At 59.5% G+C, this 26776-nt stretch carries 27 protein-coding genes; 13 read left to right on the top strand and 14 right to left on the bottom strand.

Annotated features, from left to right (window positions below):
- Positions 1 to 295 precede the first annotated feature (295 nt).
- The 3 genes from CH92_RS05305 (at position 296) to gloA (ending at position 2982) form a co-directional block, all read left to right on the top strand.
- Entirely contained in the window at positions 296 to 1189 is an 894-nt protein-coding gene (locus tag CH92_RS05305; RefSeq protein WP_025240739.1) for a flagellar protein MotY, read from the top strand.
- An 86-nt stretch (positions 1190 to 1275) separates the two neighbouring features.
- Positions 1276 to 2493, top strand: coding sequence for an argininosuccinate synthase (locus CH92_RS05310; protein WP_025240740.1), 1218 nt, complete (start codon positions 1276 to 1278; stop codon positions 2491 to 2493).
- Positions 2494 to 2589: 96 nt separating this feature from the next.
- On the top strand, positions 2590 to 2982 hold the full coding sequence (gene gloA, locus CH92_RS05315) for a lactoylglutathione lyase (protein WP_025240741.1): 393 nt from the start codon (positions 2590 to 2592) through the stop codon (positions 2980 to 2982).
- 42 nt (positions 2983 to 3024) lie between these two features.
- Here gloA and CH92_RS05320 read toward each other — a convergent pair whose 3' ends face one another.
- The 10 genes from CH92_RS05320 to CH92_RS05370 all read right to left on the bottom strand — a co-directional run bounded on the left by CH92_RS05320 (position 3025) and on the right by CH92_RS05370 (position 13531).
- Positions 3025 to 3204: a PA3496 family putative envelope integrity protein gene (locus CH92_RS05320; RefSeq protein ID WP_025240742.1), complete on the bottom strand. Its 180-nt coding sequence runs from the start codon at positions 3202 to 3204 to the stop codon at positions 3025 to 3027.
- A gap of 109 nt (positions 3205 to 3313) precedes the next feature.
- Positions 3314 to 3952 (bottom strand): endonuclease III, encoded by a 639-nt coding sequence (nth, locus tag CH92_RS05325; protein ID WP_025240743.1) that lies wholly within the window; start codon positions 3950 to 3952, stop codon positions 3314 to 3316.
- 19 nt (positions 3953 to 3971) lie between these two features.
- Positions 3972 to 4685: an electron transport complex subunit E gene (locus CH92_RS05330; protein ID WP_025240744.1), complete on the bottom strand. Its 714-nt coding sequence runs from the start codon at positions 4683 to 4685 to the stop codon at positions 3972 to 3974.
- Complete coding sequence (gene rsxG / locus CH92_RS05335) at positions 4682 to 5452, bottom strand: electron transport complex subunit RsxG (protein ID WP_025240745.1); 771 nt, start codon at positions 5450 to 5452, stop codon at positions 4682 to 4684. Before rsxG ends, CH92_RS05330 begins: the two co-directional genes overlap by 4 nt.
- Before the next feature lies 1 nt (position 5453).
- Entirely contained in the window at positions 5454 to 6482 is a 1029-nt protein-coding gene (locus CH92_RS05340) for an RnfABCDGE type electron transport complex subunit D (RefSeq protein ID WP_025240746.1), read from the bottom strand.
- A gap of 55 nt (positions 6483 to 6537) precedes the next feature.
- The gene (gene rsxC, locus CH92_RS05345) at positions 6538 to 9249 is read right to left on the bottom strand and encodes an electron transport complex subunit RsxC (RefSeq protein WP_025240747.1); all 2712 of its coding nucleotides are present in this window, start codon (positions 9247 to 9249) and stop codon (positions 6538 to 6540) included.
- Entirely contained in the window at positions 9246 to 9821 is a 576-nt protein-coding gene (gene rsxB / locus CH92_RS05350; RefSeq protein ID WP_025240748.1) for an electron transport complex subunit RsxB, read from the bottom strand. The genes rsxC and rsxB overlap by 4 nt, the downstream gene beginning before the upstream one ends.
- Positions 9818 to 10402, bottom strand: coding sequence for an electron transport complex subunit RsxA (gene rsxA / locus CH92_RS05355; RefSeq protein WP_025240749.1), 585 nt, complete (start codon positions 10400 to 10402; stop codon positions 9818 to 9820). The genes rsxB and rsxA overlap by 4 nt, the downstream gene beginning before the upstream one ends.
- Positions 10403 to 11213: 811 nt before the next feature.
- On the bottom strand, positions 11214 to 12035 hold the full coding sequence (locus tag CH92_RS05365; protein ID WP_025240751.1) for an enoyl-CoA hydratase: 822 nt from the start codon (positions 12033 to 12035) through the stop codon (positions 11214 to 11216).
- A 251-nt stretch (positions 12036 to 12286) separates the two neighbouring features.
- Positions 12287 to 13531, bottom strand: coding sequence for an ABC transporter substrate-binding protein (locus CH92_RS05370; protein ID WP_025240752.1), 1245 nt, complete (start codon positions 13529 to 13531; stop codon positions 12287 to 12289).
- Positions 13532 to 13779: 248 nt separating this feature from the next.
- Between CH92_RS05370 and ung the strand changes: the two genes are divergently transcribed.
- Positions 13780 to 14475: a uracil-DNA glycosylase gene (gene ung / locus CH92_RS05375; RefSeq protein ID WP_025240753.1), complete on the top strand. Its 696-nt coding sequence runs from the start codon at positions 13780 to 13782 to the stop codon at positions 14473 to 14475.
- A 39-nt stretch (positions 14476 to 14514) separates the two neighbouring features.
- Here the strand turns inward: ung and CH92_RS05380 are convergent, their stop codons facing one another.
- From CH92_RS05380 to CH92_RS05390, 3 genes are all read right to left on the bottom strand, one after another.
- Positions 14515 to 15033, bottom strand: a complete 519-nt coding sequence (locus CH92_RS05380) for a DUF4142 domain-containing protein (protein ID WP_025240754.1) — start codon at positions 15031 to 15033, stop codon at positions 14515 to 14517.
- 195 nt (positions 15034 to 15228) lie between these two features.
- On the bottom strand, positions 15229 to 16065 hold the full coding sequence (locus CH92_RS05385; protein WP_025240755.1) for an HDOD domain-containing protein: 837 nt from the start codon (positions 16063 to 16065) through the stop codon (positions 15229 to 15231).
- A gap of 38 nt (positions 16066 to 16103) precedes the next feature.
- A complete protein-coding gene (locus CH92_RS05390; RefSeq protein ID WP_025240756.1) occupies positions 16104 to 17051 on the bottom strand; it encodes a YgfZ/GcvT domain-containing protein in 948 nt (315 codons plus the stop codon).
- 156 nt (positions 17052 to 17207) lie between these two features.
- On the opposite strand from CH92_RS05390, the gene CH92_RS05395 reads away from it, so the two are divergent.
- Complete coding sequence (locus CH92_RS05395; RefSeq protein ID WP_025240757.1) at positions 17208 to 17462, top strand: succinate dehydrogenase assembly factor 2; 255 nt, start codon at positions 17208 to 17210, stop codon at positions 17460 to 17462.
- Positions 17446 to 17901, top strand: coding sequence for a protein YgfX (locus CH92_RS22245; protein WP_025240758.1), 456 nt, complete (start codon positions 17446 to 17448; stop codon positions 17899 to 17901). Before CH92_RS05395 ends, CH92_RS22245 begins: the two co-directional genes overlap by 17 nt.
- Here CH92_RS22245 and nadB read toward each other — a convergent pair.
- Entirely contained in the window at positions 17870 to 19483 is a 1614-nt protein-coding gene (gene nadB / locus CH92_RS05405) for an L-aspartate oxidase (protein ID WP_025240759.1), read from the bottom strand. The genes CH92_RS22245 and nadB overlap by 32 nt on opposite strands.
- Before the next feature lie 351 nt (positions 19484 to 19834).
- On the opposite strand from nadB, the gene rpoE reads away from it, so the two are divergent.
- From rpoE to lepB, 7 genes are all read left to right on the top strand, one after another.
- Entirely contained in the window at positions 19835 to 20416 is a 582-nt protein-coding gene (rpoE, locus tag CH92_RS05410) for an RNA polymerase sigma factor RpoE (protein WP_019342233.1), read from the top strand.
- Between the two features lie 31 nt (positions 20417 to 20447).
- Positions 20448 to 21047, top strand: coding sequence for a sigma-E factor negative regulatory protein (locus tag CH92_RS05415; RefSeq protein ID WP_025240760.1), 600 nt, complete (start codon positions 20448 to 20450; stop codon positions 21045 to 21047).
- Positions 21048 to 21055: 8 nt separating this feature from the next.
- Positions 21056 to 22000: a MucB/RseB C-terminal domain-containing protein gene (locus CH92_RS05420; RefSeq protein ID WP_025240761.1), complete on the top strand. Its 945-nt coding sequence runs from the start codon at positions 21056 to 21058 to the stop codon at positions 21998 to 22000.
- A complete protein-coding gene (locus tag CH92_RS05425) occupies positions 21997 to 22479 on the top strand; it encodes a SoxR reducing system RseC family protein (protein ID WP_025240762.1) in 483 nt (160 codons plus the stop codon). Before CH92_RS05420 ends, CH92_RS05425 begins: the two co-directional genes overlap by 4 nt.
- A gap of 5 nt (positions 22480 to 22484) precedes the next feature.
- Positions 22485 to 23891: a DegQ family serine endoprotease gene (locus CH92_RS05430; RefSeq protein ID WP_025240763.1), complete on the top strand. Its 1407-nt coding sequence runs from the start codon at positions 22485 to 22487 to the stop codon at positions 23889 to 23891.
- Positions 23892 to 24082: 191 nt separating this feature from the next.
- A complete protein-coding gene (gene lepA / locus CH92_RS05435; RefSeq protein ID WP_025240764.1) occupies positions 24083 to 25882 on the top strand; it encodes a translation elongation factor 4 in 1800 nt (599 codons plus the stop codon).
- A 1-nt stretch (position 25883) separates the two neighbouring features.
- The gene (lepB, locus tag CH92_RS05440; RefSeq protein WP_025240765.1) at positions 25884 to 26741 is read left to right on the top strand and encodes a signal peptidase I; all 858 of its coding nucleotides are present in this window, start codon (positions 25884 to 25886) and stop codon (positions 26739 to 26741) included.
- Positions 26742 to 26776 lie beyond the last annotated feature (35 nt).

Here is a 26776-nt window from a genome sequence, read left to right on the forward strand (position 1 = left end):
ATCATGGCGCAGCTGTGGCTGCGCCGTTGCTCCAGCCAATGGAGTTTGCCTGATTCGGTCAGCAATACTTCATAAGCGCTGGCGGGGGATAGTGTCACCGAACGCTTGTTCGATCGCCAGCGCTATGCGGGCTTTCGCTGACGAAGCCCGTTCGCTACTGAGAACGGCCTAGCGATAAGAGACGCTGTATAGCGCATTGACGTATCTGCCCAAAGGTTGCGCCACCTACTTCAAGTTTCCCTGACCACGACCGATACCCAAGAGACAAAAGACTACTTCGCTTCTGGAGCCCATCGTGCGCTTGCGCCTTCTGATTCTCGCCTGCCTGCTGGCCTCGCCGGCCAATGCTCTCACGTTCCAGACACGTTTGGAGCGGGCGCAGTGGCAGGTGGAAGGCGATCAGTTCGAATGTCGTCTGACGCAGCCGGTAGCCGGCTTCGGAGCAGGCGAATTCGTGCGGCGGGCGGGTGAGCAGTCGACGTTCCGTTTGCAATCACCTGAGCGCTGGTTAGGCAACGGTTCGGCGACTCTGCTTGCGGCCGCTGCGCCCTGGCAGCCAGAGCGCAGCGATATCAATCTGGGCGTGGTTACCGTGGCGGGTGGCGACATCCCGTTCAACAGCTCGCAGCTACAGGCCGGGCGTCTGCTCAGCGGGCTGCTGGAGGGGCGGAGCCCGGTGGTGCGTCACCGCACACGGCAGGGTGGCGAGGCGATGGAGGTGCGGTTGCTGCCCGCACGTTTCGGCAAGGCCTACGAGGATTTTCGTGCTTGTACGGCGAAGCTGTTGCCGGTCAATTTCGAGCAGATCCGCCATTCGCAGGTCGGGTTTCCCACTGGGGACGTCGCGCTCGATGCCTTGGGTCAGGCCAAGCTCGACATCATCCTGCAGTTTCTCAAGGCCGATCCGAGCGTTAATCAAATCCAGCTCGACGGCCACTCCGATAACAGCGGCAACCGGTTGACCAATCGCGATCTGTCCCGTCGCCGGGCTTTGGCGGTCGAGGAATATCTGATCGCCAATGGTGTGCCGAAGGAGCAGGTCACGCTGCGTTTTCATGGTGAGCGCTATCCGGTAGTTCCCAATAGCAGTGCGGCCAACCGGGCCAAGAACCGGCGGGTGACCCTGCGCTTGGAGCGTGGCCCTGCGACCACCACGGCCGCTGCCAAAGGCAACGCTCCGTCGTCCTGATGCCGGACGACGCTCACGCCCCTGTAAAACAAACGTCGCGACCAGTAGAATCCCCGCTTTCCTTACAATCCCGGGAGTGGATGGCAATGGCCGACGTAAAGAAGGTAGTCCTGGCGTATTCCGGTGGCCTGGACACCTCGGTGATCCTTAAGTGGCTGCAAGACACCTATAACTGCGAAGTGGTGACCTTCACTGCCGACCTCGGCCAGGGCGAGGAAGTCGAGCCAGCGCGTGCCAAGGCCAAGGCCATGGGTGTCGAGGAAATCTACATCGACGACCTGCGCGAAGAGTTCGTTCGCGATTTCGTGTTCCCGATGTTCCGCGCCAACACCGTTTACGAAGGCGAATACCTGCTGGGTACTTCCATCGCCCGTCCGCTGATCGCCAAGCGCCTGATCGAAATCGCCAACGAGACCGGTGCCGACGCCATCTCCCACGGCGCGACCGGCAAGGGCAACGATCAGGTTCGTTTCGAGCTGGGCGCCTATGCGCTAAAGCCGGGCGTCAAGGTCATCGCACCTTGGCGTGAGTGGGATCTGCTCTCGCGCGAGAAGCTGATGGATTATGCGGCCACGCACGAGATCCCGATCGAGCGTCACGGCAAGAAGAAGTCGCCGTACTCCATGGATGCCAACCTGCTGCACATCTCCTATGAAGGCGGCGTGCTGGAAGACACCTGGACCGAGCACGAAGAAGACATGTGGCGCTGGACCCGCTCGCCGGAAACCGCGCCGGACACCCCGACCTACATCGAGTTGACCTACCGCAAGGGCGACATCGTCGCCATCGACGGCAAGGACATGACGCCGGCCGAAGTACTGACCTACCTGAACAAGGTCGGCGGCGAGAATGGCATCGGTCGTCTAGATATCGTCGAGAACCGCTACGTGGGCATGAAGTCCCGCGGCTGCTACGAAACCCCCGGCGGCACCATCATGCTCAAGGGCCACCGCGCGATCGAGTCGATCACCCTTGACCGGGAAGTTGCTCACCTGAAAGACGAGCTGATGCCCAAGTACGCCAGCCTGATCTACAACGGCTACTGGTGGAGCCCGGAGCGCAGCATGCTGCAGCAGATGATCGACGCTTCGCAGGTTAGTGTGAACGGCGTGGTGCGTCTGAAGCTCTATAAAGGCAACGTCATAGTCACCGGCCGTAAGTCCGACGACTCGCTGTTCGACGCGAACATCGCTACGTTCGAAGATGATGCCGGCGCATACGACCAGGCGGACGCAGGCGGCTTCATCAAGCTCAACGCGCTGCGCATGCGTATCGCCGCGAACAAGGGCCGGACGCAGTTCTGAACCGCGCGCGGCTTCGTCCCTGACATAACCCCGGCCACGAGCCGGGGTTATGCTTTCTGCACTGCTAGACGCCTTGCTGATGAGGAGAAAATCACCATGAGACTACTGCATACCATGCTGCGAGTCGGCGATATGGAGCGATCCATCGCCTTCTACACCGAAGTACTTGGCATGACCCTGCTACGCCGCAAGGACTACCCCGAAGGCAAGTTCACCCTCGCGTTCGTCGGCTATGGCGATGAGGCACACAACAGCGTGCTGGAGCTAACGCATAACTGGGGCGTCGACCAGTACGATCTGGGCGACGGCTATGGTCATATCGCGCTGGAGGTCGAGGATGTCTACAAGGCTTGCGAGGACATCCGCAGTCGCGGCGGCAAGATCACCCGAGAGCCGGGGCCGATGAAGCACGGCGCCAGCATTCTCGCGTTCATCGAGGATCCGGATGGCTACAAGGTGGAGCTGTTGTCCCCTTCACGCCGCGACTGATCTCGCTGGCAAAAAGCCCCGGATCGCGGGGCTTTTTTCACTTCAGAGATCGAAGTCGAACTCGTTGAGTTGTTTCTGCAGACGGCGTTCTTCGAGCAGGTTGTCGATGATCCGGCGCTTGGTCAGATTGGTCTTGGCCACTTCGACCGGAGCCTCTGCAGTATCGTCTTCGTCGTCAGCGACGAAGTCATCTTCAATCTGAATCTCTTCTTTTTCGGACACTTGTCTTACTCCACGGCTAAGGCGCGCTGTTGGCGCACCTTATAGCGGCAAAAGAGAAGGCCGTAAAAAAGATTTTTTCAATCAGGCGATAGGCTTTTCACCTGATCGATCAATCGTCCGAGGTCTTGTGCTTGTACTCGCAAAGGTCTTCGATGCGGCAGCTGCCACATTGTGGCTTGCGGGCCTTGCAGACGTAGCGTCCGTGGAGGATCAGCCAGTGATGGGCCTCGAGCATGTACTCTTTCGGGACGAACTTGATCAGCCGTCGCTCGACTTCTAGCACGTTCTTACCAGGAGCTATGTTGGTGCGATTGGCGACGCGGAATATGTGTGTGTCCACTGCCATGGTGAATTGACGAAAGGCGGTGTTGAGCACGACGTTTGCCGTCTTGCGGCCAACGCCCGGCAAGGCTTCAAGGTCCTCGCGGTTGTCCGGCACTTGGCTGCCATGTTTCTCGATGAGGATTCGGCAGGTTTCGAGCACGTTTTTCGCCTTGCTCGGATACAGGCCGATGGTCTTGATATAGCTGCATAGCCCGTCGTAACCCAGCGCGTATATGGCTTCTGGTGTATTGGCGACAGGGTAGAGCTTGGCCGTTGCTTTGTTGACGCCGACGTCCGTGGCTTGGGCCGACAGGATGACCGCGATTAGCAGCTCGAATGGCGTGCTGTAGGCCAGCTCAGTCTTGGGCTCCGGGTTGTCTTCGTGAAGGCGGCGAAAGATTTCTCGGCGTTTCGCGGCGTTCATCGGGCAGAGGCTCCTGGCATCATTCGATTACCCCAGTGACACGGACACGACGGCTCTGCACTGGTTCTATTGGCTGCCTGGTCTTGGCGCGCTCGGCCAGTTGCTGGTCGATGCGGTTCTTCAACGCGATCAGCAGGCCGAGCACGATGAATGCGCCAGGTGGCAGGATTGCCAGTAGAAAACCTTTGTAGTCGCTGAAAAGCGTGAGTTGCCAGTCGGTGGCGATCGGGCCGAACAAGAGGTGCATGTTGGCAAATAGCGCGCCCGTCCCGAACAGCTCGCGCAGGCCTCCCAGCACTACCAGCACCAGGGCGAAACCCAGTCCCATGGCGAGACCATCGAAGGCGGCGATCAGCGGGTTGTGTTTGGCCGCGAAACCATCGGCGCGACCGAGGATCACGCAGTTGGTGGTGATCAGCGGGATGAAGATGCCGAGTATCTGATACAGCTCATAGGTATAGGCCTGCATCAACAGCTCGATGCAGGTCGTCAGCGCGGCGATGATCATCACGAAGGCCGGCAGGCGGACTGCCGTGTTGACCACGCCGCGCACCAGCGACACGCCTATGTTCGAACAGACCAGTACGAGTGCGGTTGCGAGGCCCAGACCCAGGGCGTTGACCACTGAGTTGCTCACCCCGAGCAGTGGGCAAAGGCCTAGCAGCTGAACCAGCGCCGGGTTGTTTTTCCACAGGCCGTTGGCGCTGAGTTCGCGATAGCTGGGATTGCTCATGGTGTCTGACCTTTCTGTGCGGGCTGCGGCTCGTCGATTCGCAGTTCGTCGCGGGTGGCTGCGGTGCCCGCGCGCGAATGCGTGGTCACGTCCGCCGGTTCGACATGGTCGTCCAGCGCCTCTCCGGACACTGCCGGACTGCCGTTGGCCTGGAGCAACTCGGCCTTGTGCGCATCGAAGTACCGCAAGGCACGATGCACCGCGCCGACCACGGCGCGCGGGGTGATGGTGGCGCCGGCGAACTGATCGAACTCGCCGCGATCCTTTTTCACGGCCCAGCCTGATTCGTCGGGGGCGGTCAGTGAGCGGTTGTCGAAACTGCGGATCCAGGGGCTCTTGGCCAGTTCGATCTTGTCGCCCAGGCCAGGCGTCTCGCGATGGCCAACCACCCGTACACCGGCGATTCGACCATCCGCCTGCACACCGACGAGCAGTTGTATCGCACCACTGTAGCCGTCAGGTGCGATGGCCTGGAGAATCACCGCGCTGGGCTTGCCATCTTTGCGCGCGATATAAGCCGCCAGCGGTTTGCGAGTACCGAGCAGCGGATCGTGTACCTCGATGCTGCTGTCGAGCAATGGGTTGTCGTAACTGTCGCGGGGCAGAATTTCGTTCAGGGCGTTTAGCTGCGCGGCACGTTCGGATGCCTGAATGCGTTCGGCAGTGAATTGCTGCAGCAAAGTCACGGCGCCTACCGTCACCACGGCAAACAGGCCCAGCACCAGGCTGTTCTTGAGCATCGAGCGGCTGAGTTCAGGAAGGATCATTTCATTCGCCCAGCTTGAAGCCGCGCTCGGCCTTGCGGTGGCCGTAGGTGCGCGGGCGGGTGTAGTAGTCGATGGTGGGGGCGGTCAAGTTCATCAGCAGCACGGCGAACGCCACGGCGTCCGGATAACCGCCCCAGGCGCGGATGATGTAGACCAGGACGCCAACCCCGGCACCGAAGATCAGCCTGCCTTGATTGCTGGTGGCACCGCTCACCGGATCCGTGACGATGAAGAACGCACCGAGCATGGTGGCGCCGCTGAGCAGATGAAACAGCGGCGAGCCGTGGCTGTCGGAGCCCGAACCGTTCCAGAACAGCAGGCTCATCAGCGTGAGCGCGGCGAGCATGCCCGCCGGCGCATGCCAGCTGAACAGGCGCTTGTGCAGAAGGAACAGGCCGCCAGCCAGGAATGCCAGATTGACCACTTCCGAACCGATGCCGCCGAAATGGCCGAAGGCAGGGTTCGCCCAAAGTTCCTCGACCGTCAGGCTCTTGTTGACCTTGAGCACGTCGAGGGCCGTGGCCTGGGACCAGCCATCGGGCAGCGAGGCGATGCCGAGGATCTGCTGCAGTCCGGCACCCAGGCCAACGCTGTGTGGCACCGGCCAAGTGGTCATTTCCACCGGGAACGAGACGAGCACCACCACGTAGCCAATCATCGCCGGGTTGAAAGGGTTCTGGCCGAGTCCGCCGTAGAGCTGTTTGCCGAAGGCGATGGCGCTGCCCGTGGCAATCAGCGTTAGCCACCAGGGTGAGTAGGGCGGGAGCGCCAGCGTCAGCAGCACGGCAGTGACCAGCGCGCTACCGTCGCGCAGAAAGAATTGCACCGGACGTTGCCGCAGTTTGAGAATCAGCGCCTCACAGCCAAGCGCGGCGACACTGGCCCAGGCCAGGTTGATCAGCGTGCCGGCGCCATACAGCCAAGTCAGTACGATCACGCCGGGCAGCGTGGCGGCCAGCACCAGCAACATGACCCGTTGGGTGCGGTTGTTACCCTTGGTGTGCGGTGAAGTAATGCGGGGCAGGGCCATTGGCTCTCCGGTCGAATGCTGATTTGGGCGGTTGATGACGCACCACCCACTGTGGTCATGCCTGAGGCGTGTCCACTCCTAACGAATCGGTATATTCCTGCAGCTTGCGTTCAGCTTCGCTCAGGCGAACCTGGGCGGCCTCGATCGCGCTGGCTTCGCTGGCCTCGTCGCGCTCCAGCTTACGTAGGTCGGCACGGGCGAAGGCCACTTCGGTCTTTAGCGCGCGGGCCTGCTCGTCCACCGGGCGTTTCTCGGTGCGAACCAGTTCTGGTGCGGGCTTTCCCGAATTCGCCTCGGCGTCATGCAGTGCTTGCTCGGCGCTGGCCAAGCCATCACGGAGCCTGCTCAGTTCCGCCTCCTCGGCGCCACTCTTTTCGGCCTTCTTCAGCTCGGCTCGCTTCATCGCCAGTTCGATTTTGGCTTTCTTCAAGACATCGTCGCTGGCCGGTTTGGTTGGGGCAGCGGCAGGTGCGCTCTGCTGCGCCGCGGCGAGGGCCTGCTCGGCCGTGGCCAGTTGGCTCTGAAGTTTGCTCAGTTCGCTCTGTTGGTCTGTATCCAGCGTTTGGAGTTTTTCCAGCTTGCGAATCTGCGCGCGCAGCATGGCCGCTTCGATCTTGGTTTTCTTCAGGGCTTCGTCGTCGGCCGCTTTGGCCGGAGCGGTGGCAGGTGCGCTCTGCTGCGCGGCCGCGAAGGCCTGCTCGGCCGTGGCCAGTTGGCTCTGAAGTTTGCTCAGTTCGCTCTGCTGGTCCGCGTCCAGCGTTTCGAGTTTTTCCAGCTTGCGGATCTGAGCACGGAGCATGGCGGCTTCGATCTTGGCTTTCTTCAGCGTATCGTCATCGACTGGTTTGGCTGGAGCGGTGGCAGATGCACTTAGCTGTGCAGCGGCGAGGGTTTGTTCGGCCTTCGCCAACTGCCCCTGTAGCGTGGTCAGTTCGCTCTGTTGGTCCGTGTCCAGCGTTTCGAGTTTTTCCAGCTTGCGAATCTGTGCCCGCAGCATGGCCGCTTCGATCTTGGCTTTTTTGGCGGCTTCATCGGAGGCTGGCACTGGCGCAACTGGCAACGGCGGAGCGGCGAGGATTGCGTCGTCCATTGCCTTTTGCGCCGCAGATGCGGCCTGGCGCAATTCGGCGACCTGGGATTCAAGCTCCGGCGTTGCGTGAGCGGCAAGCTGCTTCTCGGCCTTCTTCAGGGCAACCTGGGCCATGCTCGCTTCGATTTTGAGCTTCTTCTGCTCATCGGACAGCCCGGCTTTGGTCGCCTGAACGCGCGCGACTGGATCGTCCTGGCTGGCGGTCGCGCTGGTTTCGGCCTGCACGGCTTTGGCTCGGGCGGCCCGCTCGGCGCGTGCCTTGCGGTCAGCCTCCTTCTGTTCTTCAGCGCGTCGCAAGCGCTCCTGGCGAAGTTCAAAGCGTTGCTTGGAGTGTTCGGCCTTTTGTTGTTTCTGCTCCAGCGTGCGGATTTCACCCTTGGCGGCGCGGTAGTACTGCACCAAGGGAATGCTCGAGGGGCAGACATAGGCGCAGGCGCCACACTCGATGCAGTCGAACAGGTTATAGGCCTTGAGCTGTTCATGCTCCTGGCCCAGCGCGAAGAAATGCAGCTGTTGCGGCAACAGGCTGGCCGGGCAAGCCTCTGCACACTCGCCACAGCGAATGCACGGCAGCGCCGGCGGAGGCGGTGGCAGTTCTTCCAGAGTACTGGCGAGCAGGCAGTTGGTGGTCTTGATCAGCGGGACATCCATCGATGGCAGAGTGAAGCCCATCATCGGCCCGCCCATGATCAAGCGGTTGAGTCGGTTCTGCTCCAGACCGGCAAAGGCCAGCAGGTCGGTCACCGGGGTGCCGATCAGCACCTCGACATTCATGGGCCGCGTCAGCGCTTCGCCAGTCAGCGTGGTGATACGTGAGATGAGCGGCTTGCCCAGCAGCACCGCATCATGAACGGCCACGCAGGTGCCGACGTTCTGGCAGAGCATGCCGATATCCGCCGGCAACCCGCCACTGGGGACTTCTTCACCAGTGAGTATCTGTATTAGCTGCTTTTCGCCCCCGGAGGGGTACTTGGTCGGAAACACCTTTACCACATAGCTACGCTCACCAACGGCCGCGCGCACGGCTTCGATGGCCTCGGGCTTGTTGTCTTCGATGCCGATCAGCACCTGCTCCGGCTGGATCAGGTGCGCGATTATTTCGATGCCGGCGACCAGCTCCGCGGCTTTCTCACGCATCAGCAGGTCGTCGGCGGTGATATAGGGCTCGCATTCGGTCCCGTTGATGATCAACGTGTGAATGTGCTGACTGGGTGGGGTCGTCAGCTTGACGCCAGTGGGAAAGCCCGCGCCACCGAGGCCGCTGATGCCAGCCTGGCGAATCAGCTCCAGCAGCCCGCTTGGCTGGATGGCCTTGTAGGCCGTTTGCGGCTCCAGTTCGATCCACTCGTCTCGCCCATCGCTGTCGATGACGATGGCTGCGCTGAGCATGCCCGACACGTGAGGGTAGGGCTGAGGACCGATGAAACTGATGGTGCCCGACGTAGGCGCGTGTACCGGCGCGCTGACGAAGCCCGTGGCCTCGGCAATTTTCTGTCCCTTGAGCACGTGCTCGCCCAAGGCGACGCAGGGTTCGGCCGGGGCGCCGAGATGCTGGGCGAGCGGCACCACCAGCCGAGCGGGCAGCGGTGGCTGCTGGATCGACATGCGGTTGGACAGCTCTTTACGCTCCGGCGGGTGAATGCCGCCATGGATATCCCAGACGTTCAGCGAAGTCATGCGGCCTGCTCCCGGTCACTGGCGATCAGTTGGCCTGGCGTCAGCGGTTGGTCCCACTTCCAGCTTTGCAGGTTGCTGCCGACTTCGATCATGTCGATACAGTCCACCGGGCAGGGCTCTACGCAGAGGTCGCAGCCGGTGCACTCGGAAACGATGACCGTGTGCATCTGCTTCGCCGCGCCGACAATGGCATCGACCGGGCAGGCCTGAATGCACTTGGTGCAACCGATGCACTCGGCCTCGCGGATATAGGCAACGCGGGGTGGGACTTCGCCCTCGACGGCGTCCAGTGGCTCGGGTTCGACGTCGAGCAGGTCGGCCAGGGCCTGGATGGTCGACTCGCCGCCCGGTGGGCACTTGTTGATCTTGTCGCCGCCAGCGATCGCCTCGGCGTAGGGCTTGCAGCCCGGGTAGCCGCACTGGCCGCATTGTGTCTGCGGCAGCAGCGCATTGATCTGTTCGGCGATCGGGTCCCCTTCCACGCGAAAACGCACCGCGGCGAATCCGAGGATCGCTCCGCACACCAGGCACAGCGCCAGGAGCGAGAGCACGGCAATCACAACCAGACTCATAGCTTGATCAACCCACTGAAGCCCATGAACGCCAGCGACATCAATCCGGCCGTGATCATGCCGATGGCAGCGCCCTGGAAAGACCTTGGGACGTCGGCAATGGCGATGCGCTCACGCATGGCGGCAAACAGCACCAATACCAGCGAGAAGCCCAGGCCGGCGGCAAAACCGTTCGCCGTAGCGGTAATGAAGGTGAACTCTGTTTTGTTGGCATTGAGCAGCGCGACGCCGAGGACGATGCAATTGGTGGTGATCAACGGCAGGAAAATCCCTAGGACGCGGTACAGCAGGGGACTGGTCTTGTTCACCACCATTTCGGTGAACTGCACCACCACGGCGATCACCAGGATAAAACTGATAGTACGTAGAAATTCGAGATCCAGCGGTTTCAACACGTACTGCTGAACGATGTAGCTGCACATCGCTGCCAGGGTCAGGACGAAGGTCGTGGCCAGGGATAGGCCGATGGCGGTTTCGATTTTTTTCGAAACGCCCATGAACGGGCATAGACCCAGGAACTGCACCAGCACGAAATTATTGACCAGGATGGCGCTAACCATGATCAGGGCGAGTTCGGTCATTGCGGGGTTCCTATGGCGCTCTGCATGAGCCGAGGCTAAAAGGCCGCCATTATCGGGGAACCGGTGGCAGCCATACAAGGCCGCGACGGTCTGCAGTGTCCGCTCATGCTGCGGTCGGTGACACATATGGAAATGCACCAGCCGTCCGCTCGATTATCAACCAGCTATTGCCTGTGGTCTGATGGGATGAGGCCGCAGCTTTCAGGCAGAGCGGCTGCTGGAGGTATCCAATGAACGTTCGAATGGCGGTCCTATTGCTCGGGTTGGGGTTCGGCTCCCAGGCCTGTGCAGATTCGAGGGGTGGCGTGTGGTTCTACCAGCCGGACGGCGGCAGTTATCATGTCGAAAGCCGCTCGTACCAATACGACCCTCGCAGTCCGTACTCTAACTACCGGCAGTATCCGCAGAATCTGCCGCCGCGCTATCAGGGGCAGCTTCCTCAGCAGTATTACGATCGGCACCGAGGGTCTGATCCGCGGCGCTGGAGTCCCGGGCGCAGGGATGAAATTCATCAGCGGCAGCGTTGGGACAATGAGCGTCGGCAAGGATTTCAACAGCCTCACCGCTGGAGTCGCGACCAGTCTCAGAACTTTGGGCGGTCGCCCCTGGTCCGCGATGGACGCGATTATCCGATGCATCAACGGCGCGACTTCAATAATCGCCATTACCGCTGAGTGCTTTCCCTCCCGGCCAACCACACCGGCCGGGGGGCCGAGCGGGGGCAGGCTTGGTAGCGTCAGGCTCTGCAGTGCTCGGCCCCGCCTACGGCCTTTGCCAAACAAATCTTCTGGCGTTGCGGCCACGCCGGTCTTCAGCGATTTCTCCAACGCGGATCGCGCTTTTCCAGGAAGGCGTTGACGCCCTCCAAAGTGTCTTCGGCTTCAAACAGATCGACGAAGGCCTCCCGCTCGGCGGCCGCAAGGCACACGGGCCCGCGGCTACGCATCGAGTCGATCAGCGGTTTGATCGTACGCACCGAAACGGGGCTCTGGCGCGCGACCCGAGAGGCCAGCAGCAATGCATGTCCACGCGCTTCGCCAGGCTCCACGACCTGTTCTACCAGACCAATACGCAGGGCCATATCCGCCGTTACCCGTTCACCGCAGAGGATTATTCGCTTGGCCCAGCCTTCGCCCACCAGCCAGGCGAGCGCCTGTGTGCCACCGGCGCAGGGCAGCAAGCCGACCGAAGCTTCCGGCAAGCCGAGCTGAGCCTGTTGTTCGGCAATGCGGATATCGCAGGCCAGGGCGCATTCGAGGCCGCCGCCGAGCGCGAAACCATTGATGGCTGCTATCGATACCCCGCGAAACTCGCGCAGAGCCTCGAAGGCATTGCCGAAGCGCTTCGCCATCTCCCGTGCACGGGTACGGTCACCGTCGGAGAAAAGCTTGAGATCGGCGCCAGCGCTGAAGAATTTCTCGCCTTGGCCGCTGATGACCAATGCGTAGACTTCGTCGTCATGGTTCAGATGCTCGACCACCTGCTTGAGGCCGATCAATGAGTCGCGATCCCAGGTATTGGCAGGTGGATGATTGATGGTGATCAGTGCGGTATGCCCATGCTTCTCTACGGTCAGCTTGTGAGTCAGGTCGAAGACTCCAGACTTGTAAGGTTCAACTGCGGTCGTGCTCATGGTGATGGTTATCCTCGTCGGGATTCGATGCGTGCCCCTCGTCTGCATCAGATGCGCGAATAGCCTGTGTGTTGCAGAACAGTCGTCGTGACAGAACTGCTTCCGGTAAGACAAGTCTAGGTGCGATTACTTCCGCCAGGGCGGGATGCCGTATAGGCGGGCTGGGTGCTGCCGCGGAGGCGGATGAACCTCCCGGGTACGGACGATGCCCCTGGAGCGGCCTGGGGCAACCCATGCCGCTCCTTCCGCGCTTATTGCAGTGCCAGCGCTTGGCCACCTGCGCGGCGCTCGGCCTGCCATTCGGCGAGGGATGGCGCAGCCTGCTCACCGGTCAGACGGTGGACGATTTCGAAGTAGTCCTGCTTGAAGCGGTCTTTGAGTACCTCTTCGCGCGGCTTGACCTTCACTGCGTATACCGTCTGCACGTTCTGGTGATCGAAGGCGCGCCATTGCTGCTCGCCCTTGAGCAGGCTGTACCGATGGCCTTCGAGCGCAGCGATGATTCGTTCGCTGTCCAAGCTGCGCGCGCGCGTCGCCGCGTCGGCCCATTGATAAACGATGCTGTAGGCCGAAGCGGCCGAGCTGGAAGGGTGAGTCTGGTAGCGCTCATCGTAGTGCTCGACGAACTGTTGGCCCGCTACCGACCCTTCCAGCTCAGGTACGCGCCAGGTCCAGGGCTCGGTGCCCAGCACGCCGCGCATGAGGTCGGGACCTGCCGTTTCGACCATGCTCAGCGTGAGGTTGGGGACGGCGACCTGCATCCTCTTGTTCAGGCCGAGTTCGTCGGCAATTCGCATCGCGCGGACCAGATCTTCACCGAACAGCACTAAAACCAGCACTTCGGCGTCGCTCTTGGCTACCTGTGTCAAAGCCTCGCGGTAGTCAGAGAGGCGTGCGCCGGGAAACGCCGTCTTGATGCCGGGGTGCTGGCTGTTGTTTTGAGTATTGGTCGCCTGGCGCAGAGAGCTTTCGCTGGTGTGGCCCCAGGTGTAGTCGGAGGTGATGTAGAAGTAACGCTTGTTCGGCAGGTGTTTGTTCAGATACTGGCCCAGCACCTGTGCACTCATCCAGGCGTTGTTACATTCGCGGAACAGGTAACGATGGGCATCCTTGCCGGTGGTGTCGTTGGAATAGGTGAGCGTACCGAAATAGAGCAGGCCGCGTTCCTTGGCGCGCTTGCCAGCGGCAATCGCGACTGCGCTCGAGGCGCCGCCAAAAAGCATGGCGGCGCCTTCGTCGGCCAGTTTGTCGACATTGGCTACGGCTTTCTCCGGTCGCGATGCCGAGTTACGGCTGGAAAGCTTCAACGGTCGGCCCAGCACGCCTCCCTTGGCGTTGATTTCGTCGATAGCCAGTAATGCGCCGCGCATTTGCGAGAGGCCTTCCTCTTTGTAGCTGCCGGTGCGGGGGTAATTGAGCCCGAGGGTGATCGGGTCGGCAGCTTCAGCAGTCAGGCAGAAACCCAACCCCAAAGCCAGGAGGGTCGTCCGTTTCATTGCAGGATCCTTATTGTAGTTGTTGTTGGCGAGAGCCATTTTTACTGCGCGTTACCACGGTCCGTCACGCTTTCATTGGTCGTAAACCTGCAGTCGGTTAGCCAATTGTGCGGTGAGCGGCATTTCCGCGGCGCGGCTGGCCGCAAACCTTGCGAAATAAGCGCTGCCAGATATGCGGCGGAGTGCGGGCATTGACTCTCAGGATCCCTTTCCTTAGGGTTCAGCGCCTCGGCAGATAGGGCAACGCCATGACTCAGGGTGATCGCGTCAAACTCGAAGATAGCTGGAAGGCGGCTTTACAGAGCGAGTTCGAACAGTCGTACATGAAGGAGTTGGGCGCGTTTCTGCGTCGCGAAAAGGCGGCTGGAAAAAACATCTTCCCGCCGGGTCCGTTGATCTTCAATGCCTTGAATTCGACCCCGCTGGAGCAGGTGCGGGTCGTCATTCTGGGACAGGACCCCTATCACGGTCCCGGTCAGGCGCATGGCTTGTGCTTCTCGGTACAGCCCGGAGTGGCACCGCCCCCATCGCTGCAGAACATCTTCAAGGAGCTCAAGCGCGATTTGAATTTGGACATTCCACGCCAAGGTTATCTGCAGCACTGGGCAGATCAGGGCGTACTGATGCTCAACACTTCGCTGACGGTAGAGCAGGGGATGGCTGGGTCACACGCGAAGATGGGCTGGCAACGTCTGACCGATAGAATTATCGAAGTTGTCAGCGAGCGGTGCTCAAGCGTGGTGTTCATGCTTTGGGGCGCACATGCCCAAGGCAAGGCGAAACTGATCGATCCGACCAAGCACCTACTACTCAAGTCGGTTCATCCTTCGCCGCTGTCCGCTCACCGGGGTTTCATAGGCAACGGTCATTTCAGTCGGGCCAATCAGTTCCTCCAGCAGCAGGGGTTGCCACCGATCGACTGGAAACTACCGGCCGACGTGTGAGATTGGTGCCGCAAGCGCGGCACCAACGAGGCTGTAGGCTTATTCTTTACCGCCGTGCGCGGATGCCATTTTCTGGGCATGTTGCAGATGCTGTTCCAGTTCTTTCAGCGTCGATTCGGCAAATTGCTTGAGTTCGGCATTCTCTCCGCTCTTTACGTATTCGCGATACAGCTCGATGGTCTGCTCGTGCGCAGCTACCTGGTTGTTGGCATAGGCCTTGTCGAAGTTCTCCCCATCACGCAACTTCAGGATCATCGCCTTGGCTTTGTCCATCAGCGTCGCTTCGTCGGAAATCTCCAGATCATCATGCTGGCCGGCAAGCTCGGCAAGCTTCTGATTCGACTTGGTGTGGTCGTCGATCATTTTCTGCGCAAAGGTCTTGACGTCTTCTGCGGTGCCTTTGTCCAAAGCCAGTTTGGCGGTTTCGATTTCTGCTATGCCCTTGGCGGACGCTTCATCGACGAAATTCTCACCCTCCGCTGCCAGTGCAAAGTTGGCTGCTACACCAAACAGCACGGCTGCGGTACCCGAAAAGAAAGCTTTGGTCGTGCGGGTCATCATTGTTCTCCTTCCTCTACCTGACAAGCGGGTGGACCACGGCATGGCCGCGGGGCACCCACCAGATGCGGCAAGAGCGCCGTCTATTTTGTGACCTGAGGCTGGAAGGTGCGGTTCCTCGTACTCCGGCGAGCGGTCAGAGGCGAAAGGTCGATCTGAGGAAGGAGGCGGGTGCCGGGCGGCACCCGAAGGCAGCTATTGCAGCATGCTCATCGCAGCGTCCATCGCTGCGGATAGGTCTTCGTCTTCCTGCAACAGGGTGTTGGGATCAAGTCCCAGCTTGGCGAACGCTGGAATCTGATTCCAGTCGAGTTGCGTGAAGGGGTGCGACGTGCCGATGTAACTCTGCAGGGTCGCGACTTGAACGATGTCGACGTAATCCACCTTGTCGGATACGCGAGAGAAATTCAAATACTGGCCCGGAACCGCCGCGATCGACTCGGGAAACTCCCACGCGCGGAGTATCCTCTCACCGACAACAGGGTGGATCCGATCAATCACATGGTTGAGGCTGATGGAGTCGCTGAGCAGGGCGCTGTGTTCCTCAGCATAGGTGAGAATGGGCAGGACGCCGATCTGATGAACCAGGCCCGCCAATGTCGCTTGGTCAGCCGGCAGGCGTGTGAAATTGCGGCATAGCACATGACTGATGGCGGCAATCTCGGTGCTTTTATTCCACACCTCGCGCATCTTACGGTCCACCACGTCGGTGGTAGCCTGAAACATCTGCTCCATGGCCAGGCCGGTCGCCAAGTTCGACGTGTAATTGATGCCGAGACGGCTGATCGCCATCTGCAGATCGTTGATTTCCCTGTTGGTGCGCAGCAGCGGGCTGTTGACTACTTTGATGATGCGCGCCGTGAGGGCGGTGTCGTTACCGATCACCTTGGCCAGCGTTGGGATGCTCACATCCGGATCTTCCGCGGCTTCACGGACTCGCAGGGCTACTTCCGGGAGCGTCGGTAGGACCAGCTCGTCGTTTTCGATCGCCTGCATCAGTTCCTGCTGGACCTTATCTGCAAGAGTGCTCATGTCGTTCCTTAGTGGTGATTCTGTGTTGGCGTGACGGGCTAGCGCTGGATTTCTCGGTCTGCGTCTAGCGTATATGGCAAATCGCGCAAGGTTAGCGGAAGACCGTCCGGCGAGCCGAGGAATACCCGGCCATCAGCCGCTGCGTCCTCCTGCAAAACTGCGAGCAACTCCAGCGTACCCTCAGCGCTTGCAGCCAGAACCACCTCGCCCACGCTGGAGCCATGCACGGGTGAGTACAGATCGAGTCCCGGTGCCGGCACCTCGGCGTCGGTGCTTTCTGCGGCAAGACGGTACAAGCGACGCTTCAGCTTGCCGAGGTACTGCATCCTCGCCACGATTTCCTGGCCGGTATAGCAGCCCTTCTTGAAGCTGACCCCGCCTAGCGCTTGGAGATTGATCATTTGCGGAATGAATAGCTCGCGGGTGCCAGCCACCACCTGTCCTACGCCGGCGCGGACTTGCGCCAGGAGCCAGCGATCGATCGATGCTTCGGGAAGCTGGGCAGCGAGTCGTAGACGTGTGGTTTCGGCATCCGCCGCTCGGGTCCAGAGTTCGGCGCGACCGTCGTGCAGACGGACGGCGATCAGTCCGTGCTCGGCGATCAGTTGATTGGCTGTTTGGGGAAGATCCAAGCCAAGACTGACCAGGGCGCCGTCGCCCCCACTCATTCCGAAGCGAACCCATTCGGTGCTTTCATCGTGCAACTTGGATTTTGAAAACGCGGCGTATTTGGCCAGGTCGGCGAGCTGGGTATGGACCAATTCACGGTCCATCGCCAGCAGATAGCCATCGCCTTCCGGCAGGATCCGGAAGCTCGATTGCATGCGCCCTTTGGGCGTACAGCGAGCGCCGAGGCTCGAATGATGGGCGTCAAGGTAATTCAGGTTGCAGGTCAGCTGCCCCTGCAGGAACTTGCTCGCGTCCGGGCCACGTACAGCCAGGACGCCTTCGTGCGACAGGACGCAGAAAAAAGCAGTGTCAGTCATGACGGGTCGCCGTGAAAAAATCCGGACCGGCATCATAGCAGGACGTCGGCAAAACATAGCGTGCGCCAGTTGCCGCTCCGTGTCGCGATACCAATGGAAGTGCCGGCCCGTTGCGTCAGTCGCTATAATGCCCGGCTTCAACTCAGGAGCATTTGCATGGTCGAACAATCCGAACTCAATCGCCTGTTCTGGCAGAGCCGCCGCGGCATGCTCGAACTGGACGTTCTGCTGGTGCCGTTCGTCAAAGAGGTCTATCCGCAATTGAATGAAGAAGATCAGCGCCGCTACCGCAAGTTGCTGAGCTGCGAGGATCAGGACATGTTTGTCTGGTTCATGGAGCGCGCCGAGCCGGACGACGAGGATCTGCGTTACATGGTTCGCATGATCCTCGATCGTGTCCAGCCCAAGTAATCAAACCTTCGAATGTCGGTGGCGGGCGTCTGGCCTGTTGTTGACGCTCTATGTAACGGTGCTTTTGTTGGCGGTCGCCACTTTGCTGGTGCTGCCGGTTCCACTCTGGCTCCAGGTCTTCGGTCTGCTGCTGTGCCTGTCGCACGCCGCCTGGGTCGTACCGTCGCGTATCATGCTTTCCCGTAGCTCGTCCTGGCTCGGTTTGCGGCATGATCAGGATGGCTGGTCACTCTGGAGTCGGCGTGACGGTTGGCAACCCATACAGCTGCGACCCGAGAGTCTTGCGCTGCCGTTGGCGGTGGTATTGCGCTTCAAGATGCCGGGCGACAGGTTTGCTCGGGGCCTCTGTATTCTCCGTGGGACGATGCCGGCCGACCAGCACCGACGCCTGCGGCTCCGGCTGAAGTTCAGTCGGCGAAGGTGGGCGGCACCAGAATAGTGTCCTTCGCTTGAGGGAGTTGCTCGGGATAATCCAGGGTGAAATGCAAGCCGCGGCTCTCCTTGCGTTGCATCGCTGATCGAATCATCAGCTCCGCCACCGTCGCCAGATTGCGCAACTCAATCAGGTCGCGACTGACCTTGTAATTACTATAGAACTCATCGATTTCCCCCAGCAGCAGGCGCACTCGATGCTGTGCCCGTACGAGGCGTTTGTTGGTTCGGACGATGCCGACGTAGTCCCACATGAAGCGCCGCAGCTCATCCCAGTTGTGCGCGATGATGACGTCTTCGTCGGAATCGGTGACCTGACTCGCGTCCCAAGTGGGAAGGATGCGGGGTGTCTCGACCGTTGGCAGCTCGCGAAGCATGTCCTGCGCGGCGGACTGGGCATAGACGAAACACTCCAGCAGTGAATTGCTGGCCATACGATTAGCGCCGTGCAAGCCGGTAAAGCTGGTTTCGCCAATGGCGTAAAGCCCGGGAACGTCGGTTCTGCCGGCCTGATCGACCACAACGCCACCGCAGGTGTAATGCGCTGCCGGGACCACTGGAATCGGCTCGCGGGTGATGTCGATGCCAAATTCCAGGCAGCGCTCGTAAACGGTCGGGAAGTGCGATTTGATGAATTCGGTGGGTTTGTGGCTGATGTCCAGATAGACGCAATCGACGCCCAGCCGTTTCATCTCATGGTCGATTGCGCGGGCTACGATGTCTCGCGGGGCCAGCTCGGCGCGGTCATCGAAGCGCGGCATGAAGCGTTCGCCGTTGGGCAGCTTGAGTATTGCACCCTCGCCGCGTAAGGCCTCGGTAATCAGAAAGCTCTTGGCCTTGGGATGGTACAGGCAGGTCGGATGAAACTGGTTGAACTCCAGGTTGCCAACCCGGCATCCGGCGCGCCAGGCCATCGCTACGCCATCGCCGCATGCACCGTCGGGGTTGCTGGTGTATAGGTATACTTTCGCCGCACCGCCGGTCGCCAGAACGACGAATTTCGCCTGAAACGTATCAACTTCTCCGGTTGCCCGGTCCAGCACGTAGGCGCCTAGGCAGCGCTTGCCGCTCAGGCCCAGCTTGCGTTCGGTGATCAGATCGACCGCTACGCGCTGGTGCAGTAGATCGATATTGTCCCGGTCCTGGGTATGCGCAAGCAGGGTGTTGAATATCGCTGCGCCAGTGGCGTCGGCGGCGTGGATGATGCGCCGGTGGCTATGTCCGCCCTCGCGCGTGAGGTGGTATTCGAAGCTACCGTTTTCCCTGTCGGCTTCGTCCCTGGTAAAGGGCACGCCTTGCTCGATCAGCCAATGGATGGCCTCGCGGCTGTGTTCGACAGTAAAACGTACGGCTTGCTCGTTGCACAGCCCGCCCCCTGCAATGAGCGTGTCGGCGACGTGGGATTCGACCGTGTCGGTCGTGTCGAGCACTGCCGCGACACCGCCTTGAGCCCAATACGTCGAGCCATTGGCCAGATCGCCCTTGCTCAATACCGCGACGCGGAGTGCGGCTGGCAGATTGAGCGCCAGCGTCAAACCGGCGGCGCCGCTGCCTATGACAAGAACGTCGTATCGATAATGTCGGCTCATTTTGAATCTCACGTTGAGGCGGCCCTAGTATATAGGCGCATCCCCCGGCAATATAGCGGGCCGCGTTTATGTGGTTGAAGCCTTGGAACTTTTCTTGCAAGCCCGTCTCTATAGACAGTTGTGGATGCAGGCCGGCTGGCCATCGATTGGTGGGCGGTTGGGTTTTGCTGTGGATATCAGGAGAGCGTCATCGGAGCGATCCGTTTCGAGACGTTGCTCGCTAATGCCGTCAGGTGTGTTGCAGGACAGCTTGCTTGAAGGGGGAGAACTTTTGTGTAAAGCCCGGGTCTATTCTGGCAGGTCAGCTCGCAGGCGAGCGCAGCACCCCTTCCAGGTCATGGAGGAGTGTTTATGCTAACCCAGGAGCAGGACCAGCAGTTGGTCGAGCGAGTGCAACGGGGAGATAAGCGGGCTTTTGATCTGTTGGTATTAAAGTACCAGCACAAGATTCTTGGGTTGATCGTGCGCTTCGTACATGATTCTCATGAAGCTCAGGATGTTGCGCAGGAAGCCTTTATCAAAGCCTACCGCGCGCTTGCAAATTTTCGCGGAGACAGTGCCTTTTATACGTGGCTGTACCGCATCGCCATCAATACGGCGAAAAATCATTTGGTGGCTCGAGGAAGAAGGCCGCCCGACAGTGATGTCAGCTCTGAGGATGCCGAGTTCTACGAGGGCGATCATGCTCTCAAAGATATCGAGTCGCCGGAGCGAGCGCTTCTCAGGGATGAAATTGAAGACACAGTTCATAGAACTATCCAACAACTTCCAGAAGATTTACGCACGGCTCTAACACTGCGTGAATTTGATGGTCTTAGTTATGAAGACATTGCGAACGTCATGCAGTGTCCGGTGGGTACGGTCCGCTCACGGATATTCCGGGCGCGGGAGGCCATCGATAAAGCATTGCAACCCTTGTTGCATGAATCCTGAGACAGCGGCGACAGCCAAGAGAGGAACCGCCATGAGTCGTGAAGCCCTGCATGAATCGCTGTCCGCGGTGATGGATAACGAAGCGGACGAGTTGGAATTACGTCGAGTGCTCGCCGCAGACGGCGATACCGAAATGCGATTGACTTGGTCGCGTTACCAGATTGCTCGTGCCGCGATGCACAAGGAATTGATCGAGCCTCGTCTTGATATTGCCTCGGCGGTATCTGCCGCGCTGGCCGACGAGCCGGTTATCACTGCGGGCAAGCCGCAGCGTTTCGCCTGGCGCAACGTTGGTCGTCTGGCTGTTGCAGCATCGGTTACCGTCGCTGTGCTGGCAGGCGTGCGCCTGTACAATCAGAGTGAAGTCGCTGGTCCGCAGATTGCCCAGCAGGCTGCCCAGCCTAGCATCGCGGTACCGCAGGCTAGCCAGGGGCCGGCTGTATTGGCTGGCTACAGTGAGAATGCAGGCGCACCGGAAGCTCAGACGGTGGGTGCGCAGGTGTCGGCTGAAGGCTGGCATGAAAAACGGCTGCCGGCATATGTTCGCCAGCATGCTCAGCAGGCTGCTTTCGGTAGCGGTTCTGAAAGTGCACTGCCCTATGCACGTGCTGCCAGCATGGAAGATCGTTAAGGAACAACATGCGTGTAATACCGCTGTGTGTGGTGCTCGGAGGCTGGCTATCGATGCCGGCCTTTGCTGCTGATGCCGATGCCTGGATGCAACGGCTTGCGGCAGCCGAGAAGAAACAGAGCTATCAAGGCACTTTTGTTTATGAGCGCAATGGTAGTTTTTCCAGTCATGCTGTCTGGCAGTTTGTAGAAGGCCAGCAATTACATGAACGACTATTGCAGCTGGACGGCGCGCCTGTTGAGGTTTCGCTGGTGGACGGCGAAATCCAATGCGCAAGCGAAGACCTGGCGTCTCAGGTCAGGGATGCGAAACCCTGGCATCAACAGCCGCTTGAGCCGAATGCATTGTCCAAGTGGTACGACTTCCAGATCATCGGCGAATCCCGGGTCGCTGGACGTCCAACCGTTGCGCTGGCTATAAGACCGCAGGATCAGCACCGTTACGGTTTTGAGTTGCATCTTGATAAAGAGACGGCTTTGCCGCTCAAGTCTTTGCTGCTTGATGAAAACGGACAGCTGCTCGAACGCTTCCAATTCACCCATTTTTCGCCAGATTCAATCGAATCCTCTGATGTCGAAGTCGGACCGGCGTGCAAATCCGTTTCCTTGGCTGCAGAGCAGGGGACGACTTCACCGAAATGGCGTTCTGACTGGCTGCCGGATGGGTTCCAGCTTCTTGATTCGGACGTCCGACCCAGTCCCGCTTCCGACGAGTCCGTAACCTGGCTCTCCTATGGTGATGGGCTTGCCCGCTTTTCCGTATTTCTAGAGCCTTTGCATGGCGCGGTCGTCGAGGACGCACGTAGTCAGATGGGGCCGACGGTGGCGGTCTCCAAGCGCATCTCCACAGCTGGTGGTGATGTCATGGTGACGGTCGTCGGTGAGATTCCGCTGGGTACAGCCGAGCGAATCGCATTGTCAATGCGCTCCGGAGCCGATCAGGCAGCGCGATGATCGAAGAGTCGGGGCGCGTTATTGCCGTGGAGCCCGGGGCCGTTTGGGTCGAAACGCAACGCAGCAGCACCTGTTCGGGCTGCTCCGCCAAGAACGGTTGCGGGCAGGGCCTTATGGATAGGCTTGGTGTCCGCGAGCGGCGCGGGTTGATACGAGCCTTGTCCGATCTACAGCTGAAAGTGGGTGATTCGGTTGTTATCGGCATTCAAGAGAGCGTGTTGCTGCGCGGCGCTATCCTTGTTTATATTTTCCCTCTACTTGTATTGTTCGTCTCGGCGCTCGCCGCTTCCGAGTTTTCGGCTGACGAGCCGTACGTGATACTTTCCGGCATTGCCGGCTTTTTTGTTTCCTGGCTGTTTGTGCGCAAACGCAGTCAGCAAACAGCAGACGACCCGGGGCTTCAGCCCATTGTATTGCGTGCAATGCTGGCGGGTGTGGCGGGACGAAGTCAGGCCGGTTTGTCTTTCAAGGGAGAATGATTTTGATGGTTTCACGGAATAGCTGCTTTGCTTTTGTCGCTGCGTTGTTATGCCTGGGGCAAGTCGCGGTGGCCAATGCGCAGCTACCCGATTTCACTCCCCTGGTAGAAAACGCCTCGCCTGCAGTCGTCAATATCAGTACCAAGCAGAACGTTCCTGTTCGTGGTGCGAACGCGCGCATGCCAGACCTTGAAGGGCTGCCCCCGATCTTCCGGGAGTTCTTCGAGCATGGCATTCCGGGAATGCCAGAGGGTGGTCAGCAGCGCGAGGCGCAGTCGCTGGGTTCTGGCTTCATTATTTCCGCTGACGGCTATGTGCTGACCAACAACCACGTAGTCGCCGACGCCGACGAGATAATTGTTCGCCTGCCGGATCGCAGTGAGTTGGAAGCGACACTTGTCGGTGCGGACCCTCGAACCGATGTGGCTTTGCTGAAAATCGAGGGCACCGGTTTGCCTACGGTCAAGCTGGGCAAGTCCAGCTCTCTGAAGACAGGGGAGTGGGTGCTGGCCATTGGCTCTCCGTTTGGTTTCGATCACACCGTAACGGCCGGAATTGTCAGCGCGACGGGGCGTAATCTCCCCAACGAGAGCTACGTGCCCTTCATACAAACCGATGTCGCGATCAATCCGGGTAATTCCGGCGGGCCGTTATTCAACCTGCAAGGCGAAGTGATAGGTATCAACTCGCAGATATTTACTCGGTCGGGCGGTTTCATGGGGTTGTCGTTTGCCATTCCTATCGATGTCGCGATGGACGTTGCTGATCAGCTGCGCACCGAGGGCAAAGTCAGTCGTGGCTGGCTAGGGGTGGTGATTCAGGAGGTCAACCGAGACCTGGCGGAATCTTTCGGCCTTGAGCGTCCAGCGGGTGCGCTGGTTGCTCAGGTGATGGACGGTGGTCCTGCAGCGAAGGGTGGTTTGCGAGTCGGCGATGTGATTCTCAGCGTCAACGACAGCGCCATTGATATGTCGGCTGATCTTCCGCATCTGATCGGCGCCATTAAGCCAGATACCAAGGCGAAGCTGGGCATCGTCCGTGACGGAGAGCGAGAGATACTCTCCATCCAGATCGGCGCCTTGCCGGAAGAGGGCGAGGAAATAGCGGAGCCCAGTGGCCACGCCGAGAAAAGCAGCAACAGGCTTGGCGTCAAAGTTTCCGAATTGTCCGCCGAGCAAAAGCGCAGTCTCGATCTGCCTGGAGGGGTTGTGATCACCGAGGTGTCGAACGGACCGGCTGCAATGATCGGTTTGCGCCCAGGTGATGTGATTACCCATTTGAACAATCAGGCCATCGAATCCGCCTCGACATTTGGGCGCGTTGCGGAACAGCTGCCAAAGAATCGGTCGGTTTCAATGCGCGTGTTGCGTCAGGGGCGGGCGAGCTTTATTACATTCAAGCTCGCTGAGTAAACGACTCGGTAAGGAAAGCGGCCTTCGGGCCGCTTTTTCGTGTCCGGGTTCTGGAACTGGCCGTTCAACTGGCTCCTCCAGCGGGATAGAAATGGGCCCAGGGACCGGCGTGGCGCTGGATAGACCTATCAGGTACACTTTGCGGCTATTTTCAGCGGGCAGTCAGCCTGCGCATATTCGAGTGTTTAGCTGTGAGTGACCTGAGTCATATCCGCAATTTCTCCATCATCGCGCACATCGATCATGGTAAGTCGACCCTGGCTGACCGTTTCATCCAGATGTGTGGTGGCCTGACCGAACGTGAAATGAACGCCCAGGTCCTCGATTCGATGGACCTCGAGCGTGAACGAGGCATTACCATCAAGGCGCACAGCGTTACGCTGTATTACAAGGCGCGGGATGGTAAGACCTATCAGCTGAACTTCATCGACACCCCGGGGCACGTCGATTTCACTTACGAGGTGAGTCGTTCGCTGGCGGCGTGTGAAGGCGCGCTTCTGGTCGTCGATGCGGGGCAAGGGGTCGAAGCACAGTCCGTCGCCAATTGCTACACGGCGATCGAGCAGGGCCTTGAAGTCATGCCGGTACTGAACAAGATGGATCTGCCGCAAGCGGATCCCGACAAGGTCAAAGATGAAATCGAACATATCATCGGTATCGATGCGACCGATGCTGTCGCGTGCAGCGCCAAGAGCGGCATGGGCGTGGACGATGTGCTCGAGCGCCTGGTGCAAGTTATTCCGCCGCCAACCGGCGACATCGACGCGCCGCTGCAAGCGCTGATCATCGACTCCTGGTTCGACAATTACCTCGGCGTCGTCTCGCTCGTGCGGGTACGCCATGGCCGAATCAAGAAGGGCGACAAGGTCCTGGTCAAATCCACCGGCAAGGTACATCAGGTCGACAGCGTAGGCGTGTTCAATCCGAAGCACACCAGCACGGCCGATCTGAAGGCCGGCGAGGTGGGCTTCATCATTGCCGGCATCAAGGACATCCACGGCGCCCCGGTTGGTGACACGCTGACACTCTCCAACACGCCCGACGTCGAAATGTTGCCCGGCTTCAAGCGGGTCAAGCCACAGGTTTATGCCGGTCTGTTTCCAGTCAGCTCGGACGATTTCGAAGATTTCCGCGAAGCGCTGCAGAAACTCACCCTGAACGATGCCGCTCTGCAGTACGAGCCGGAAAGTTCTGATGCTCTGGGTTTTGGTTTCCGCATCGGCTTCCTCGGCATGCTGCACATGGAAATCATCCAGGAGCGGCTCGAGCGTGAGTACGATCTGGACCTGATTACCACCGCGCCCACGGTGGTTTACGAGCTGGCGCTGAAGAATGGCGACGTTCTCTACGTCGACAGCCCGTCAAAACTGCCGGATCTGTCTTCGATCGAAGACATGCGCGAACCCATCGTGAGGGCCAATATTCTGGTGCCTCAGGAACATCTGGGCAGCGTTATAACGCTGTGTATCGAGAAACGTGGCGTGCAGCGGGATCTCCAGTTCCTCGGTTCGCAGGTGCAGGTGCGTTATGACCTGCCGATGAGCGAGGTTGTATTAGATTTCTTCGACCGGTTGAAGTCGGTGAGCCGTGGTTATGCCTCGCTGGATTACAGCTTCGAGTGCTTCCAGTCAGCTAACTTGACCCGTCTGGATATTCTGATCAATGGCGACAAGGTTGATGCATTGGCGCTCATCGTGCATCGCGACAATGCTCATTACAAAGGCCGCATGTTGGTCGAGAAGATGAAGGAGCTCATTCCTCGCCAGATGTTCGACGTGGCGATTCAGGCGGCTATCGGCGGTCAGATCGTTGCGCGGAGCACCGTCAAGGCGTTGCGCAAGAACGTTTTGGCCAAGTGCTACGGTGGTGATGTGAGCCGCAAGCGCAAGCTTCTGGAAAAACAGAAAGCCGGCAAGAAGCGCATGAAGCAGGTCGGCAATGTTGAAATCCCGCAAGAAGCTTTCCTAGCGGTACTGAAGGTAGATAGCTGATATGTCGATCAATTTCCCGCTGTTGTTGGTGATTGCCGTTGCGGTATGCGGTTTTCTGTCGCTTATGGATTTGGTGTTCTTTGCGCCACGCCGCCGGGCAGCGATAGCGAATTATGAAGGGCGTACCGGTGGCGAGGCTGACCAGTCGACGTTGGAGGCCTTGAACAAGGAGCCGGTGCTGATTGAATACGGCAAATCCTTCTTCCCTGTGCTGGCAATCGTTCTGGTATTGCGTTCCTTTCTTATCGAGCCGTTTCAGATTCCTTCAGGCTCGATGATTCCGACGCTTGAAGTGGGCGATTTCATCCTGGTCAACAAGTTTGCTTATGGTATTCGTCTGCCAGTGGTCGACACCAAAGTCATCGATGTCAGCGATCCAGAGCGCGGCGATGTCATGGTATTTCGCTATCCCAGCGACCCGAACATCAATTACATCAAGCGTGTCATTGGCCTGCCGGGAGATGTGGTTCGATACAGCAGCGACAAGCGGCTAAGCATCAACGGCAAGCCTGTTTCCCAAATGCTGATTGGCGAGGAACCTGGAAGTCTGGGGAGTGCCAAGCTATATCGGGAAAAGTTGGGTGGGGTCGAACATGTCATTCGCAAGGAGATGAGCCGCTATCGAGTCGAGCCCGATCGCGAGTGGCGTGTTCCCGCAGGCCATTACTTCATGATGGGCGATAACCGCGACAACTCCAACGACAGTCGCTATTGGCATGATCCGGCGATTCCCGCCGAGCTGGCCGGCATGGTTCCGGATCGCAATATCGTCGGCAAGGCCTTTGCCGTATGGATGAGCTGGCCGGATCCGAAATTCAGCAATCTGCCGCATTTTTCTCGGGTCGGACTGATTCACTAAGCTGTGAATCAGGGCCCGGTTCCCGCGCCCCGGCT

This window comes from Stutzerimonas stutzeri, from assembly GCF_000590475.1.
Lineage (GTDB): Bacteria > Pseudomonadota > Gammaproteobacteria > Pseudomonadales > Pseudomonadaceae > Stutzerimonas > Stutzerimonas stutzeri_D.

Coding starts and splice junctions, on each gene's coding strand:
- CH92_RS05385 (WP_025240755.1), bottom strand. CDS start 16,065: ATGAGCACTCTTGCAGATAAGGTCCAGCAGGAACTGATGCAGGCGATC.
- rsxC (WP_025240747.1), bottom strand. CDS start 9,249: ATGACTTCGCTGAACGTCTGGGATATCCATGGCGGCATTCACCCGCCG.
- rsxA (WP_025240749.1), bottom strand. CDS start 10,402: ATGACCGAACTCGCCCTGATCATGGTTAGCGCCATCCTGGTCAATAAT.
- CH92_RS05380 (WP_025240754.1), bottom strand. CDS start 15,033: ATGACCCGCACGACCAAAGCTTTCTTTTCGGGTACCGCAGCCGTGCTG.
- CH92_RS05370 (WP_025240752.1), bottom strand. CDS start 13,531: ATGAAACGGACGACCCTCCTGGCTTTGGGGTTGGGTTTCTGCCTGACT.
- ung (WP_025240753.1), top strand. CDS start 13,780: ATGACTCAGGGTGATCGCGTCAAACTCGAAGATAGCTGGAAGGCGGCT.
- CH92_RS05365 (WP_025240751.1), bottom strand. CDS start 12,035: ATGAGCACGACCGCAGTTGAACCTTACAAGTCTGGAGTCTTCGACCTG.
- CH92_RS05420 (WP_025240761.1), top strand. CDS start 21,056: ATGCGTGTAATACCGCTGTGTGTGGTGCTCGGAGGCTGGCTATCGATG.
- CH92_RS05430 (WP_025240763.1), top strand. CDS start 22,485: ATGGTTTCACGGAATAGCTGCTTTGCTTTTGTCGCTGCGTTGTTATGC.
- CH92_RS05390 (WP_025240756.1), bottom strand. CDS start 17,051: ATGACTGACACTGCTTTTTTCTGCGTCCTGTCGCACGAAGGCGTCCTG.
- nadB (WP_025240759.1), bottom strand. CDS start 19,483: ATGAGCCGACATTATCGATACGACGTTCTTGTCATAGGCAGCGGCGCC.
- CH92_RS05340 (WP_025240746.1), bottom strand. CDS start 6,482: ATGGCCCTGCCCCGCATTACTTCACCGCACACCAAGGGTAACAACCGC.
- rsxG (WP_025240745.1), bottom strand. CDS start 5,452: ATGATCCTTCCTGAACTCAGCCGCTCGATGCTCAAGAACAGCCTGGTG.
- rpoE (WP_019342233.1), top strand. CDS start 19,835: ATGCTAACCCAGGAGCAGGACCAGCAGTTGGTCGAGCGAGTGCAACGG.
- nth (WP_025240743.1), bottom strand. CDS start 3,952: ATGAACGCCGCGAAACGCCGAGAAATCTTTCGCCGCCTTCACGAAGAC.
- CH92_RS05425 (WP_025240762.1), top strand. CDS start 21,997: ATGATCGAAGAGTCGGGGCGCGTTATTGCCGTGGAGCCCGGGGCCGTT.
- CH92_RS05415 (WP_025240760.1), top strand. CDS start 20,448: ATGAGTCGTGAAGCCCTGCATGAATCGCTGTCCGCGGTGATGGATAAC.
- CH92_RS05310 (WP_025240740.1), top strand. CDS start 1,276: ATGGCCGACGTAAAGAAGGTAGTCCTGGCGTATTCCGGTGGCCTGGAC.
- gloA (WP_025240741.1), top strand. CDS start 2,590: ATGAGACTACTGCATACCATGCTGCGAGTCGGCGATATGGAGCGATCC.
- CH92_RS05330 (WP_025240744.1), bottom strand. CDS start 4,685: ATGAGCAATCCCAGCTATCGCGAACTCAGCGCCAACGGCCTGTGGAAA.
- lepB (WP_025240765.1), top strand. CDS start 25,884: ATGTCGATCAATTTCCCGCTGTTGTTGGTGATTGCCGTTGCGGTATGC.
- CH92_RS05395 (WP_025240757.1), top strand. CDS start 17,208: ATGGTCGAACAATCCGAACTCAATCGCCTGTTCTGGCAGAGCCGCCGC.
- rsxB (WP_025240748.1), bottom strand. CDS start 9,821: ATGAGTCTGGTTGTGATTGCCGTGCTCTCGCTCCTGGCGCTGTGCCTG.